Raw genomic sequence first — 14378 nt, forward strand, 5'->3', positions numbered from 1 at the left:
GCCTCAGTCCCTGCCGGCGACCAGCCGCCACAGCCGGTCGGCGACCGGAGCCACGGCGAACCAGCTCTCGGCCAGCCGCCGCCCGGCAAGCCCCATCGCCACGAGCCGTTCGGGCGCAAGGCTCTGGGTCCGCTGCAGGATCTCCCGGGCTCCCGCCCCGTCCGGGGAAAAGACGAGGCCGGCGCCGGTCTCTTCCAGATCGTCCCAAGCCATGCCCCGGGTCGCCAGCACCGGCCGGCCGCAGGCCATGGCCTCGACCACCACGTTGCCGAAATTCTCGCGCAGCCCGCCGTCGCCCAGACCGGACGGCAGAACGACGGCGTCGCACTCGGCCAGCAGCCTGCGCACGCCGTCGGGCTTGAGATAGCCGCGCAACTCCACCGCCTTTCCGGCGGTGGCGGCCAGCCGGACCAGCTCGGCCGCATAGGTGCCGCCGCCGCTGCCGGCGATCAGCAGGCGGTCGCCGGGCCGCCGGGTGTCGAGCCATACCCTCAGGAAGGGAAGAATGCCCTTTTCAGGCGACAGCCGCCCGACATAGCCGATCACCAGTCCGCCGTCCGGGGGACGCGGCGGCAGGACCGGCCAGTCGGTCAGATCGATGGCGTTCGGCAGCACCGTCACGGGCACCGCCGGCAGCAAGGCCCGTACCCCGTCGGCCTCCACCCTGCTGGTCGCATGGACCGCCTGCGCCGCCGCCAGGGTCGGCAGCGTGATCCAACGGTAGAACAGCCATTTCAAAGGTTTGCTGCGGCGGATGTGGTCGACATGTCCCGGCATCAGGCCGCCATGGACCGCGACCACGAAGGGCCGGCGGAACAGCCGGCAGGCCAGCCCGGCCAGGCTGGTCGGCCATGTGCCGACGCCGCTGACATAAACCGCCTCGGCCCGGCGGCAGGCCCGCAGAATCGCCGGGATGGCGCCGGCGCCCAGCCCCCACCGCCGCCACAGCTGCGCATGGTAGAGATGGACCGGGATCGCCGCGGGCAATCCGACGTCGGCGGAACGCAGCGGCGGCGTGCCGTCCGAGGCGTCGCTCGCGCACAGGGAAAAGGGGTGTCCCGCCGCCGCCCAGGCTTCGGCGACCCTCGCGGTCGCTTCCGCGATCCCCCCATAGCCTGCCGCCGGAGCAATATGGGTGACGACAATCGCGACCCGCGGTTGATTGAGCTGGTTCTTCATATCGATTCGTGAGAAGAGAGCGGCAATCGTAGGCGAGCGCGCCTGGACTGGCAACCGTCCCGGTCCTGGCAATGCCGGGCAACAGGATGGGCCTGACCAGGGTGAGACGGACGCTCCGACGGATTTGGAAACTGACGCGGCTGCTGAGGCGGCGGGAGTTCCGCCGGGGCCTGCGTTTCGGCGTGGCGGCGTCGCTGGAAAGCCTGCCGGCATTGAACGGGCTGAAGGTGGCGACGGTGATCGACGTCGGCGCCAATGTCGGGCAGTTCTCCTTGCTGATGACGGCGCTGCAGCCGGAGGCGGCCGTCCATGCCTTCGAACCGCTCGCGTCTTCGGCATCGGTCCTGTCCCGGCTGTTCGCCGGCAATCCCAGGGTGCAGGTGCATCGCTGCGCGGTCGGCGCCGGCAACGGCGAGGCGATCCTCCACATCTCGCGGCGGGCGGACAATTCGTCCTTGCTGCCGATCGGGGCGGGACAGCTGCGCTTCGCGCCGGGTACCGATGCGGTGGCGGCGGTTCCGGTTCCGGTCCGCACGCTCGATTCCGAAATCATGGCCGAGGGGTTGGCAAGGCCGGTTCTGCTGAAGCTCGACGTGCAGGGCGGGGAACTGGCGGCGCTGGAGGGGGCCGGGCGGCTGCTGTCCGTGGTCGAGCATGTCTATGTCGAAGTGTCCTTCACTCCTCTTTACGACGGACAGCCCTTGGCCGCCGCCATTGTCGGCCATCTGCAGGCCTGCGGCTTCGTGCTTGCGGGCATCGGCGGCTGCTCGTCCGGCCGGGACGGCCGGATCGTCCAGGCGGACCTGCTGCTGAGCCGCCCGTCTCCGCCCGGGGCGCAGCCATCCTGACCGACGCCCGGCCCTATCGGTCGCCGGCGGAGGCCGGTTCCAGCGCCCGCGTGTTCCAGGACTGCGAGACACCGAGACCGAGCAGCAGGGCGAAGGTGGCGGCCACCGCCGGCATCTGCACGCTGAAATCCACCAGTCCGTGCGCACCCAGCAGGACCATCGACGCGACCGCCAGTGCCGGATAGAGGCGGTCGCGCCGCCGGACCATCAGCCCGCGCAGGCACATGCCGGCGATGACGGCGAAGCACAGGCCGAGCAGCGCCGCCGCGGGCACGCCCAGATCCATCGCCAGTTCCAACGGCACATTGTGCGCGAACTCCCACACCAGGGGCTCCGGCAGCGTGGTGTCGCGGTACATGCGGAAGGCCGGCTTGAAGGTCCCCAACCCCATCCCGGTGTAGGGAGCGTCGGCGATGGCGTCCATCGTCAGCCGATAGACGTTGGTGCGTCCGGCATCCTGCTCCGCCGACGTCTGTTCGGCGAGACGGGTGATCGTCGTATCGCCGCTGGCGCTCACCGTCACCAGGGCGACCAGCGCCACGGCGCCGACCAGCGGCAGGGCCATGCGGCGCGGCACCATGCCCGCCGCCGCCAGCAGGATCAGCAGGGCGCCCAGGGCCAGGCCGGTGGACAGGAAGGCGCCGCGTGAATGCGACAGCAGCAGCGCGGTGCCGATCACCAGCCCGCAGGCCAGATAGGGCAGGGCATGCACCAGCAGGGTTTCGACCAGATCGTAGGCGCCGCGGCCCTGCCCGGCATGCCGTGGGCGCAGCGCGTTGACGAACAGCCCGATGCAGCACAGCACGCCGAGACCGGCATAGGCGCCATAGGCGTTGCGGTTGACGAAGGTGGCGGTCAGGTCGCCGGAATAAGCCCATTTCTTCAGCCAGAGGATGCTTTCCCATCCTGCCAGATGGACCGTCAGCCCGTAGGCCGCGTAAACGGTACCGGCGATGCACAGGGCGATCACCGCCTCGCGGGCCCGACCGCGGTCACGACCGAACTGCACCGCCAGCCAGAAGATGCCGCCATGGCAGGCGAGCCGCAGAAGTGCGGTCCAGGTCATCGTCGGATCGGCGCTGATCATCCCCCTCGCAGAGGCGCCTTGGGCGCCGCCCGCCAGCACCGGGCCGGCTTCCGCCCACATCGGGTGCCACAGGGACGGCGGCATGACGGGCGCGGTCTGCAGGGCGGCCCAGCCCAGAACCAGGGCATAGGGCAGGCAGACGGGCAACAACAGGGCTGGCGGCACCGGTGTCGGAACCCGCCCCGTTGCCGCACGGACCGCCCAGACGGCCAGCAGCCCCCCGACGGACACCGCCAGAAGGCTCGATGACCAGGGACGATTGCTGCCCAGGGGCAGCGGGGCCAGCAGCACGACGGCAACCAGCAGCCTGAAGAGAAGGGTGTTGACGGCCATGCGACCCATGTCGGTGAAAACCTGAAGGATGGCGGAGTGTATCCACCTTCGGTGTGAGTGAACAGAATCGATCAACCCCGAGGCGCGTTCCGGCGGCCGGTATCGCCGAAACGGCCATGGATGGCCGGCGGCCCGGTCTTGTCACCTGCCAAGCCATCCAAAGCGGTGTAGAGGCTCTATCCCATGTCCCCCCAAAAGTGTTATTGCACATTGCATGGCACGGTACGGCGCGGATGGTCCGAACGGTATGGAACGATGTGGTTGAGACGCTGGAAGGAATGGGTTCCCGGCGCGCGCCGGACTTTATCGCCGAAGCCATCGCCCCGCCTGCCGGACGGTCTGCGCCTCTATGCCGTAGGCGATATACACGGGCACAAACGTGCGCTGGATGAATTGCTGGAGCGGATCGGCGAGGATGCGGCCGGCGCGCGTGCGGCGGGACTGGACACCGTGCTGGTCTTCCTCGGCGACTATGTCGACCGGGGCGACGACAGCCGCGCGGTGGTCGAGCGGCTGTGCGGCACGGTCCTGGACGGTGTGTCCTGCCATTTCCTGCTGGGCAATCACGAAGCCGTTCTGCTGGATTTCCTGAAACGGCCGGCATCGGCGGCGGACTGGCTGGATTATGGCGGGATCGAAACGCTGGCGAGCTACGGCGTGCGCGCCTCCGCCGGCATCCGGGACCGCGGCCGGTGCGAGGATTTGCGCGCCCGCTTCCTGGAGGCGCTGCCCGACCACCACCAGCTGTTCCTCGACTCCCTGAAGCCGATGGCGGTGTTCGGCGACTATGCGTTCGTCCATGCCGGCATCCGTCCCGGCCGGTCGATCGACCGGCAGAAGCCGGCCGATCTGCTGTGGATTCGCGAACCGTTCCTGTCCGATTCACGGCCGCACGGCAAGGTCATCGTACACGGCCACACCATGGTGGACGAGCCGGAGATTCGTCAGAACAGGATCGGCATCGACACAGGGGCGTATGTCACAGGCGTCCTGACGGCGCTTGTGCTTGAGGAGGATCGGCAATGCCTGATTCAGGCAAGGACGTAATGGACGAGCGGGGCACACTGCCGATGACTTCGCCTTCGGACGGCCCGACCCGGCGGTGGGCGGGGCGAACGGCCGACGCCGGGACCGGCCCCGACGGTTTCCAGGACGATCTCCGGCAGCGCGTGCGCTGGGCCTGGCGGGTGGTCTGGCGTGGCAAGCATCTGGTGCTGGCCTGCCTGATCCTGGCCATTGTCCCGACCATTCTGCTGCTCAAGCAGACCCCGCCGCGCTATACCGCCGAGACCAGGGTTCTGATCGAAGCGCCCGACGTGCGCGATCCGCTTGCCGACCGGTCGGTGCGCTCCTTCATGAGCGACAGCATCGTGCAGACCGAAGCGGCGCTGATCACCTCCTCCACGCTCGCCCGGCGGGTTGTGGACAAGCTGCATCTCGAAGACGATCCGGAATTCAACGCCACCCTGCGGCCGGCGCGTCCGCTGTCCGACATCCTGGCTGCGCTCAACCCACTGTCGTGGCTGCCGCCCGGCTGGCTGTCCTCCGCCCCGCCTGGATCGGCGCTCAGCCCGATGGCGGCGTCCGAGATGGCCAAGGCGCAGGTGGTCCGCGCCTTCGGCCGCGGGCTCGACGTCCAGGCGCAACGGCGCTCCTACATCGTCGTCGTTTCCTTCACGTCGGAAAACCGCGAGAAGGCGGCGCTGATCGCCAACACCGTCGCCGAGATGTATCTGCTCGACCGGCTGGAGGCCGGTTTTGAGGATGCCCGGCGCGTCTCCGGCTGGCTGGGCGAGCGGCTGGAGGTTCTGCGCCGCGACGTGGTCGCTGCGGAAAGCGCCGTCGAGGAGTTCCGCTCGCAGAACGGATTGCGCCGCAAGGGAGACCGTCAGGTCACCCTGACCGACCAGCAGCTGTCGGAACTCAACTCCCGCCTGGTCATCGCCCGGTCCGATCTGGCGCAGAAGCAGGCGCGGCTGGATCAGGCGCGCTCCGTGCTGCGGTCGCGCGGAAGTGCGGAATCGACGACGGATGTGCTGCAGTCCCCGCTGATCCAGCGGCTGCGGGAACAGGAATCGAGTCTGCTGCGCGAGATGTCGGACGCCCTGAAGATTTACGGCGACCGCCACCCGCGGCTGGTCGGACTGCGCGCCGAGCTGAACGGTGTCCGTGGAACGATCGGTGTGGAGGTCGAAAAGATCTCCTCCTCCTTCGCCAACGACGTGGAGGTGGCGGCGGCCGGCGTGAAGTCGCTGGAACGCCAGCTCGACGGCGTCCGGCAGCAGGCCAACACGGCGGGAGAAGCGGAAATCCGGCTGCGCGAACTGGAGCGGCAGTCAGAAGCGACCCGCTCGCTCTATGAGTCCTTCCTCACCCGGTTCAAGCGCGAGGCCGAACAGGAGCGGATGCAGCGGGCCAATGCCCGGATCGTCTCGCCCGCCGACCTGCCGGTCGCCAAATCCTACCCCCGCGAGATACGGACGCTGCAGATCGTCGGTCTGCTGGCCCTGCTGTTCGGCGTGGGTCTGGTCTTCCTGCTCGACCGCCTGGACACGGCGATCCGCTCCAGCGACGAAGCCGAGGATCTGACCGGGCTGCCTGTGCTCGGCATGATCCCCCTGCAGCGCAACCGCAAGCTCAACCTCGTGGAGGAGCTGCTGCGCAAGCCGCGCTCCGCCCTGGCCGATGCGGTGCGCAGCCTGCGCACCGCGATCACCATCGGCGCGCTGGGCGACAGCAAGGTCATCATGGTGACCTCGTCGATACCGAAGGAAGGCAAGACCTTCGTATCGCTCTGCCTGGCGCTCCTGTTCTCGAAGGCGGAAAAGCGCGTCCTGCTGATCGACGCGGACATTCATCGGCCCCGGCTTCACAACGCGATCGGGATCGACGGCAGCCGCGGTCTCGTGCAGGTGCTGAGCGGAAGCGCCGCCTTCGACGATGTGGTTCAGCATGGGGCCGCCGGGACCCTCGACGTTCTGCCGGCGGGGCAGGAGACGAACACCGCCGAACTGATCAAGGGGCCGGCGATGGAGGCGTTCCTGCGCGATCTGCTGCCCCGCTACGACCGCATCATCATCGACACGGCTCCGGTGCTGGCGGTGTCCGACGGCCGGCTGATCGCTCCGCTCGTCGACCGCGTCATCTATCTGGTGCGGTGGAACGCCACGCCGCGCGACGCGGTGCGCAATGGGCTGAAGCTGCTGCGCAGCGCCGGTGCCCCGCCATCGGGCCTGGTGCTGTCACAGGTGAATCAGCGCAAGCATTCCCGCTATGGCTATGGCGATTACGGCCAATATTATGGACGCTACCGTGAATATTACGCGGAGTGACGCCGCTCCCGTGCGCCACCGGCCGTCGCCCGCGGCCGCCGCTGCCGCCGGGCTTCTCGGCTGCCTGCTGCTCGCCCTGGGCCTGCCGCAGCTGATCGCCGGGGTGCTGACGGCCGACAGCCAGGATGTTCTTTGGGAGCTTGCGGCCGGGCGGACGCCGGACCGGACCGAGATCGAGCGGGCCGCAGACAGTCGTGAAAGCGCCGGGCGTTGGGAAGAGTCCGCCGAGCGGGAGACCGAGCGCGGGATTCTGCTGGTCCGGCAGGCCGATGCCACCCCGCCGGGACCGGAGCATGACCGGCTGATCGCCGCCGCCGGCGAGGCCATCGCGCACGGACTGTCGCTGGGACCGGTGCAGCCATATGGCTGGGCGGTGCTTGCCGCCTTGCGTGAGAAGGCGGGCGACCGGACGGGGGCCGTTCAGGCCTTGCGCCTGTCCATGCTGTCGGGCGCCTTCGACCCCGACCTGATGCTGTGGCGCATCGACATGGGGCTGAGGCTGATCGGGCTGATGGAGCCGGAAACCGAAGCCCTGCTGCGCGGGCAGGTGCGCAAGGCCTGGGTCATGGCCCCGGACAAGATCGCACGCCTGGCCCAGACGCCCAAGGCCGGACCCTTCGTCTCCCATGCCCTGGAAGAGTTGAGCGAGTCCGAGGTCGCCGACTATGTCCGGCGCTTTGGCCGCAAATAGCATCGCCCGATTGGGGATCGGCGTGGGGTGCCGACGCCGATCATTGGCCTTGAAATGGCGTCATTGAGACGCGACAAGAGAGCCTCTACACTCATGACGTGTCCGGTTCGTCCCCAATGACTCCAGCTATCGCCCGTGATTCCCTGGCCGCCCCCCGGCTCGACCGCAAGCTCTGCGGTTTGCGGGTGACGAGCGATCTGCCCCTGCCGGAATTGCCGCCCTGGACGGGGGATGACCGGTCAGCCGATCTGGACATCCGCCTGGGCGAGGTGCCCGACACTCTTGACGATGGGGCGGTCATCCATCCCCTTGTGCAAGTGGCGCCGGATGGGCGCTGCCGTTTCGCCTTGGCGGCCGTCGGCGCCTACCTCGTTTCCAGCGACGGGCGGGAGGTGATCGTCTCTCCGGCGCCAGGCGCCGAGGACGCGGAAATCCGCCTCTTCCTGTTCGGCACCGTGTTCGCCATGGTGTGTCATCGGCGCGGTCTGCTGCCGCTGCATGCGTGTTGCGTGCGGGTGGGCGACAAGGCGGTGGCCTTCGCCGGGGACAGCGGCGTGGGGAAATCCACCTTGGCGGCCACGCTCTGGACGCGGGGATATCCCCTGCTGGCCGACGATGTCACCGTGGTGGACATGAACGCCCCCGGCGGCCCCAGGGTGTTGCCCGCCTTTCCCAGGGTGAAGCTGTGGCGCGACAGTCTGGAGCGTCTGGGGCTCCCGGTCGACGGGCTGGGAGCGGTGCGGGCGTCGCTCGACAAGTATCATCTGCCGGTGGAGGAGGGCTTCTGCGCCACATCCCTGCCCCTGGCCGGCCTGGTGCAGTTGGAAAAGAGCCGGCAACTGCCCGCCGGGATCCGTCTGCTGCCGGGGACGCAGGGGCTGGCACGGCTCAAGATGGTCCTGTACCGGCCGAGGTTGATGCTTCGGCTGGGAACCCAGGGGCAACAGATGGCGCTGTTTCTGCGCCTTTTGGGAAGCGTCGGGGGGCTGCGCGCGTTGCGGCGGCCCGAAACGCCGGCCGAATGGGACGAGCTGGAGGCCCTGCTTCCGGGCTTGGCAGGGTAGGGCCATGGGCGGGTTCTACTGGATCGCGTCCTACCCGAAATCGGGCAACACCTGGATGCGGCTGATGCTGGCCAGCCTCCTCAACGGTGGCGCGCCGCCCGACTTCACCAGGACGATGGGATTCGCCGGTGCCGCTGGCGCCATCCCCGACATGGACCTGTTCCTGGACGTGGACTCCAGTGAGCTGACACCGGCGGAACAGGCCGAACTGCGCCATGACCTGGCCTTGGTGACGGCGGCGGCAACGGTGGAGCCACAGTTCCGCAAGGTGCATGACAGGTGGGGACACACCCCTGGCGGGCGCCCGCTGTTCCCGCCGCAGGTCACGCTGGGCAGCGTCTATCTGGTGCGCGATCCCCGGGACGTCGCGGTGTCGTGGGCGCATCACAGCGGTTCGAGCCTCGACGACGCCATCGCCTTCCTGGCTTGGCCCGGCGCGGTCATCGCGACGGCCGGCCGGTGGAAAGACCAGTGCGAGCAACGCTTGGACAGCTGGAGCGGCCATGTCGCCAGCTGGCTGGCGGCCGATCCCGCCCCCCTGCTCGTGCCCTATGAACGTCTCCTGGCGGATCCGGCGGGGGAGCTGGCGCAGGTGGCCGCCCATTGCGGCATCGCCGCCCCGGACGCCGCCGTGACGGGCGCCGTGGCGGCCACGCGATTCGAGCGCCTGCGGCAGGAGGAGGAAGCCCATGGCTTCGATTTGGGCCAGCGGCGGGGCCGGGCCTTCTTCCGCCGCGGTGTGGCCGGTGGCTGGCGCGAGACCTTGAGCACCGCCCAGGCCGATCGCATCGTTCAGGACCATGGGCCGGCGATGGCCCGGCTGGGCTATCTCTGACAGCGGGATGCACCCCCGATACAACGACAAGGGAGGATTCGATGTTGACCTATGAAGCCGCCAAGACCGTCGAGGGAAGCGCCTTCACCATCCAGGCGGGCACCGGGCCAACCCTGCCCCTGACCCTGGTCGAGGTGCGGCTGGGCCGGAGCCGCACGCCCCCGCCCGGTCTGCCCCAGCCTTTCTCCCTGTATCTCAAGGGGACGCCGCGTGTCATGTGTCCCCAGGGTACATACGTGCTGGAGAACCAGACGCTGGGCCGGTTGGAGGTGTTCGTGGTGCCGGTGGGCGATGACCCCGAGACCGGGGAATTCCTGTATCAGGTCATCTTCAACTGAACCGGACGCCGCCGAATCCCGGTTTCCGGCCAGGGGGAACGGCGGCGCTCCCCCGACGGAGCTCAGGTGGACGGCGGAAACCAGTCCATGCGACGGTGCACGCCCGTGTCGTCCCCGGTCTGAACGAACCCCAGCCGCTCATACAAGCGCCGGGCGGCATGATTGAACATCTCCACATGGATGGAGACGCCGGTTCCGGCCGCTGCCCCCTGGGCGAACACGGCGCGGATGAACCCGGCCCCGATGCCCCGGCCCCGGTGGCTGGGCAGCAGGGAAATGTCGACGATGCGCAGGTCCGATGGTCCCTGGTGCAGATAAAGCCTGCCGACCGGATCGCCCCCATCGGTGATGATGCCCCACGCGGCCCCGGCGTAGTGTGTCTTGTAGTGGCGCGTCTGGAAAATGAACTGCTGGCTGAGAAAGCCCACTTTGGCATCGTCCGTCCAGTCCGCCGGGGCCAGCTCCTCCCATCGGACGGAGACATAGAGGGTGCGCAGGAATTCCTGATCCTGGTCGGTTTCCGGGCGCAGGCCCAATCCCCGTGCCGCCAGAACCGGCGGCACGGGGGGCAGGACCGTCGCGCGGACATCGCTGACGGTGGTGGCGTTCATGAGGTCATCAGTTCTTCGTGGGATAGACGTCGCCGTTCATGCAGATGCAGAAATTCAGGGCGAGATAGGGGGATATGTTGCTGTGCGGGTCGGCCCCACCACCCGCGTTCCCGTAGGCGGATGACAGTGATGATTGGGACAAGGTGGTGGCGTTTTTCACGTTCGAGTACAGGGACCAACCGTCATAGCCGACATTTCCCTTGCGGGGCACCCCGACATAGGAGTTGGGGACCGGCCCGCTGGTAACGCCCTGCTTCGACGGCCCGCCCACCGCCTGATGGTTGTGAGCTGGCATGTTGTGCTGCGTGATCGCGACCGAGCTGACGCCTTCCACGGTGGCTATGTTATAGATCAAGGAGCCATTGGGTGGCGGGGTGGGGGAGACGGAGCCGGTGCCCGCCGTGACGCGCCCGCGCAAATCCGGAACGTTGAAATTGACGTTTGGCGTACCGCCGTACAGGGTGCCGATGATGGTGTACAAGGCCTGGAATTGCTGAACCAGATATTGCTGCCCCCAGCAGAAGGCCCAGTCCTGTGGCGCGTAAGAAAAGGCGAAGGCGCGGATTTCGCCGAAAAAGGCATCAGCCATGATGGTCGCTCCTCAGTCCCGGGCGGGTCAGTTGAATTCCGGATAAATGCCGATTGTGGAGATGATGTAGGTTATCCCCATGCTGGGCATGATGTTGTTGTGCGCTTCCGGGCCGGGATAGCCCCAGGTTGAGATCATTTCATTGGCAGGCGCCGCCGTGGTGGTGCTGTCCGTCGAGTAATAGTTGAAGCCACCGGTCGCCGCCGCGAATCCCACGACGGGGCTGGGTGTCGTCGTGGTCGCCGGATCGGTGCTGGCATACAGCGTGTGCGTGTGGGTTGGCAGATTGGCTCCCTTCAGGGTGACCTGAACCTGGCCTCCGGCGGCGCCCATGACGTAGCTCTGGGTCAAGCCGGTAGGTACGCTGTTGGAGCGGCCGACGGGGACGCGGGCGGACAGATTGGGAATGCCGAAGGTGGTGCGGCCATCGCCGCCATATACCGTGCCCAACAGGGAATACAACATCTGGTATTGTGCGATTGCAACGGTCTGCCCTTGACAGAGCAGCCAGTTGACGGGCGCGAACGTTCCAGCGAGCAGACGAATTTCGCCGACATAGGGTTCCATGGACAGCCTCCTGGTTTTTGGTGTTTTCCCGTGACGAACCCGCGACGGATGTCAATTGCGGGGTGGGAAGATGGCCTGGTTCACCGCGATGCAGTACATCAGCGGCAGGAATGGCTGTCTGTTCTCATGGGCAACGCCGCCGCCGGCGCTTCCAATCGATGCCCCGACCAAGGCTTGGATTTTGCCATTCACCAGCGGGCCGTACAGGTTGGGCGCGGCGTCCGGGATGGTGGCGTTGCTGGGTCTCGTCGATTTGCCGGGAACGCTGCCCGCCTCGGCGATCAGCGACGACAGGTTATCGGTGTCGGCGACGACGGAATGGATATGCACTGGAACTTGGGTCGCGGTCAGCGTCACGGTTTCGGTTCCGCCCTTGTCGCCGCATTTCACGTTGCTGCCCTGCGGCAGGGCCCGCATGGAGTCGGTCATGGCGCCGTACCCCAATATGGCCCGTCCGCGCAGGTCGGGCAGGCCGAAGGTGGTCTTGCCGTCACCGCCGTAGGCCGTGCCCAGCAGGGCGTACAGCGCCTGGTTTTGCTGGATCGGAAGCAACTGGCCGTTGCATTCCTGCCATCCGGAGGGGGGCTTGCCGTTGCCGTAGGGGAACAGCCGTATTTCACCTATGTAATGGTCGCCCATGCCTTTTCCTCCCTGTTGCGGATGGGATTCATGCTCGGGTGTAGATAAAGAGCGGGCACTTTGCGCGCGTAAAGTGCAAATTTTACAAAGAACTATAATTTATGGATTTTATTGAAAACAATTCATACCATTGAGTGTATTCATCTGCCCAAGATGTCCACGACAACCATGGCTCCTGGTCGTCAGCCCGCCGCGGGAGCAGCCTGATGGTTTGGTCGGCGCCCTTTTTTATGCGCCCTGGCACTGTGCCGACCGCCGCCGCGGTGGGGGCTTCCGGGTCCCGTGACGGACAGGCGGAGGTTCCTGGACCCGCTTCCCCCCGGTCGTCCCGCAAAACATGGCGTCGCATCGGCCGACCTTTCATGAATCACGCATTTCGCCCAGTGTTTGGGTCGCATAACTCACGATACGGCCCAAGGAACAGCTGGATGGCGGCGGGTATTGCTGCGGTGAGCGGTGCTCGGAAGTTGTGCGGTACCCGGAACATGTATAAAGTGACGCGGGTTGTGAGAGCGTGCCGGCGCCCCTTTTGGTAATACCGCTCGATTGCTTGTGGAAATTGATGATTGGATGGGTCTTATGAACGAAATCATCCCCGAAGCGATGGCACCATCCGCGGAGCGGACGCCACGCAAGCCCATCTGGTCACGCCCCGGCTTTGAGACCCTTGAGCTGGAGCGGACCTTGAACAACGGCGAAGTCACCGCCGACAGCACCGCGGATCAGGATCCGTACAGCTGACCATTGGAACCGCTCCGGGCCGGGCAGTGCGCGGCTTGTCCAACGGATCACTCGGTTGCGTCCGTGTCGGGGGAGAACGCCGCGGTGTGGATGGCGCGCTCCAGGCGATCGCGCAGAGCGAAAGAACCGATGAGCCGGACGATGCCGTTTCAAATCGCGCCAGACCGTCTCGATGTCGTTCATGTCTGGAGCGTACTGCGACAACCACTCGACGGTCAGCCGGCGCATGCGGGCGGCCAGTGCTGTTTGGGCCGCCTCCAGAGCTTTGCTTAGGAACGCCGGCATGTCCGTTGTTTTTGGGGTGTGTGGCGATGGCGCGTCGGTCGACGCCGGGCGTTATTCCATGGCGTTGCGCAGCCACCCGGGCGTCCGCCGCGTTGGCGAGTACCGCGATGACGGCTATCTTGTGGTTCAGGGGGTGGCCGCGGGAGGCGGCTCGCCGTATGTGTGTGCGAACGGCCGCCATGTCCTGGCCTTGGAAGGCTGGCTGGCCAATCGAGAGGATTTGGCGCGGTCCCTCGACCTGTTTGGGGATTTGCCGGCGGACACTGTGATGGCGGCCACGGCCCTGCTGCGCTGGGGCCGCGACGCGCTGAACCGGCTGCATGGCGATTTCGCCCTGGCCTGGTGGGATGGGGCCGAGCGCCGCCTGCTGCTTGCCACCGACCGGACCGGCGGTCGTCCGCTTTTCTATCACGATTTGGGCAAGCAAATCGTTTTCGCCAATATTCCCAGCCCCTTGTTCATGCACCCCCTGGTGCCCCGGGTCCTTGACCCCGCCATGGTGGCGCGCGCCACATTCACCCCGTCCCTCGATCTTCAGGACACATGTTTCCGTGGCGTCAAGCAACTGTTGCCGGGACATGCGCTGGATTGGACGGCGACGGCGGGGGGCCGGGTCTCGCGCTATTGGCGGCTGGATCCGACGCGGCGCCTGCGCCTGCGCCGGGACGAGGATTACGTCGAAGCGGCCCGGGAGCTGTTGGACAAGGTGGTGAGAGAGGCGCTGCCCCGTGAGGGCATTGCGGTGTCCATGTTGTCCGGAGGGCTGGATTCCGGTGCCGTCGCGACCACCCTGGCCCGGCTGACGTCCCCCACCGCCCTGCACACCATCACGGTGCGTCCAGACCCCACCAGTCCTCTGCCTGTGTGCGGCTCGCGCCAAATCCAGGATGAATGGGACCATGCCCAGGCGACGGCCCGGCTTCATCCCTCCATCATCGCGCATGGGGTGCCGGCCAGTTTGGACTCCCTGGAGGACTTGCTGCGCAGCAGTTTCCATTGGGGCGGCCGTCCGCCCGTCCATCTCATGGCCGCCACCTGGATGTCGGCCGGCTGGCGGCAGGCGCGCCGCCTGGGGGCGGGCACGGTTTTCATCGGGCGCTCCGGCAATGCCACATTGTCGGCGTCCATCCTGTCGGCGGCCTTGAAACCACGGTTCCTGGATATCCCCCGACCCTGCATACGCGGTGCTGGCCGCCAGCAACGGCAGGAACGCCATGCCCTATTTGCGCGCCTTTCCCC

General features: G+C 67.2%; 15 protein-coding genes and 1 pseudogene. 9 read left to right on the plus strand and 7 right to left on the minus strand.

Annotation, left to right across the window (positions count from 1 at the left end; genetic code table 11):
• Positions 1-3: 3 nt before the first annotated feature.
• Positions 4-1179: a glycosyltransferase family 4 protein gene (locus tag I71_RS37670; RefSeq protein ID WP_042699087.1), complete on the minus strand. Its 1176-nt coding sequence runs from the start codon at positions 1177-1179 to the stop codon at positions 4-6.
• A gap of 71 nt (positions 1180-1250) precedes the next feature.
• On the opposite strand from I71_RS37670, the gene I71_RS23445 reads away from it, so the two are divergent.
• Positions 1251-2027, plus strand: a complete 777-nt coding sequence (locus I71_RS23445; RefSeq protein WP_049976292.1) for an FkbM family methyltransferase — start codon at positions 1251-1253, stop codon at positions 2025-2027.
• 13 nt (positions 2028-2040) lie between these two features.
• Here I71_RS23445 and I71_RS23450 read toward each other — a convergent pair whose 3' ends face one another.
• Positions 2041-3456: an O-antigen ligase gene (locus I71_RS23450; RefSeq protein WP_083897359.1), complete on the minus strand. Its 1416-nt coding sequence runs from the start codon at positions 3454-3456 to the stop codon at positions 2041-2043.
• A gap of 252 nt (positions 3457-3708) precedes the next feature.
• On the opposite strand from I71_RS23450, the gene I71_RS23455 reads away from it, so the two are divergent.
• The 6 genes from I71_RS23455 to I71_RS23480 all read left to right on the plus strand — a co-directional run bounded on the left by I71_RS23455 (position 3709) and on the right by I71_RS23480 (position 9707).
• Positions 3709-4494: a metallophosphoesterase family protein gene (locus tag I71_RS23455; RefSeq protein WP_244434005.1), complete on the plus strand. Its 786-nt coding sequence runs from the start codon at positions 3709-3711 to the stop codon at positions 4492-4494.
• 23 nt (positions 4495-4517) lie between these two features.
• Positions 4518-6779, plus strand: coding sequence for a polysaccharide biosynthesis tyrosine autokinase (locus tag I71_RS23460; protein WP_083897363.1), 2262 nt, complete (start codon positions 4518-4520; stop codon positions 6777-6779).
• Complete coding sequence (locus I71_RS23465) at positions 6760-7470, plus strand: hypothetical protein (protein WP_148294342.1); 711 nt, start codon at positions 6760-6762, stop codon at positions 7468-7470. Before I71_RS23460 ends, I71_RS23465 begins: the two co-directional genes overlap by 20 nt.
• Positions 7471-7586: 116 nt before the next feature.
• Complete coding sequence (locus I71_RS23470; RefSeq protein ID WP_042699096.1) at positions 7587-8534, plus strand: hypothetical protein; 948 nt, start codon at positions 7587-7589, stop codon at positions 8532-8534.
• A gap of 4 nt (positions 8535-8538) precedes the next feature.
• A complete protein-coding gene (locus tag I71_RS23475; protein WP_042699098.1) occupies positions 8539-9369 on the plus strand; it encodes a sulfotransferase domain-containing protein in 831 nt (276 codons plus the stop codon).
• Between the two features lie 41 nt (positions 9370-9410).
• The gene (locus I71_RS23480; RefSeq protein ID WP_042699100.1) at positions 9411-9707 is read left to right on the plus strand and encodes a DUF6916 family protein; all 297 of its coding nucleotides are present in this window, start codon (positions 9411-9413) and stop codon (positions 9705-9707) included.
• Between the two features lie 62 nt (positions 9708-9769).
• Here I71_RS23480 and I71_RS23485 read toward each other — a convergent pair whose 3' ends face one another.
• From I71_RS23485 to I71_RS23500, 4 genes are read right to left on the minus strand one after another with little or no spacing between them, the layout of a single operon-like run.
• Entirely contained in the window at positions 9770-10318 is a 549-nt protein-coding gene (locus I71_RS23485) for a GNAT family N-acetyltransferase (RefSeq protein ID WP_049976294.1), read from the minus strand.
• A gap of 7 nt (positions 10319-10325) precedes the next feature.
• Complete coding sequence (locus I71_RS23490) at positions 10326-10907, minus strand: phage tail protein (RefSeq protein WP_042699102.1); 582 nt, start codon at positions 10905-10907, stop codon at positions 10326-10328.
• A 27-nt stretch (positions 10908-10934) separates the two neighbouring features.
• Positions 10935-11474, minus strand: coding sequence for a phage tail protein (locus I71_RS23495; protein WP_042699104.1), 540 nt, complete (start codon positions 11472-11474; stop codon positions 10935-10937).
• Between the two features lie 51 nt (positions 11475-11525).
• Positions 11526-12113, minus strand: a complete 588-nt coding sequence (locus I71_RS23500; protein WP_042699105.1) for a phage tail protein — start codon at positions 12111-12113, stop codon at positions 11526-11528.
• Positions 12114-12692: 579 nt separating this feature from the next.
• Between I71_RS23500 and I71_RS40070 the strand changes: the two genes are divergently transcribed.
• Positions 12693-12854, plus strand: coding sequence for a hypothetical protein (locus I71_RS40070; protein ID WP_244434006.1), 162 nt, complete (start codon positions 12693-12695; stop codon positions 12852-12854).
• Positions 12855-12977: 123 nt separating this feature from the next.
• Here I71_RS40070 and I71_RS41100 read toward each other — a convergent pair.
• Positions 12978-13139: pseudogene (locus I71_RS41100) on the minus strand (transposase); the annotation flags it as partial.
• Between I71_RS41100 and I71_RS35195 the strand changes: the two are divergent.
• Positions 13138-14378 (plus strand): asparagine synthase-related protein (locus I71_RS35195; protein WP_244434007.1); only part of this gene is annotated, 1241 nt, incomplete at its 3' end. The pseudogene I71_RS41100 and the gene I71_RS35195 sit on opposite strands and share 2 nt — an antisense overlap.

This window comes from Azospirillum sp. B506, from assembly GCF_000333595.1.
Classification (GTDB): Bacteria; Pseudomonadota; Alphaproteobacteria; order Azospirillales; family Azospirillaceae; genus Azospirillum.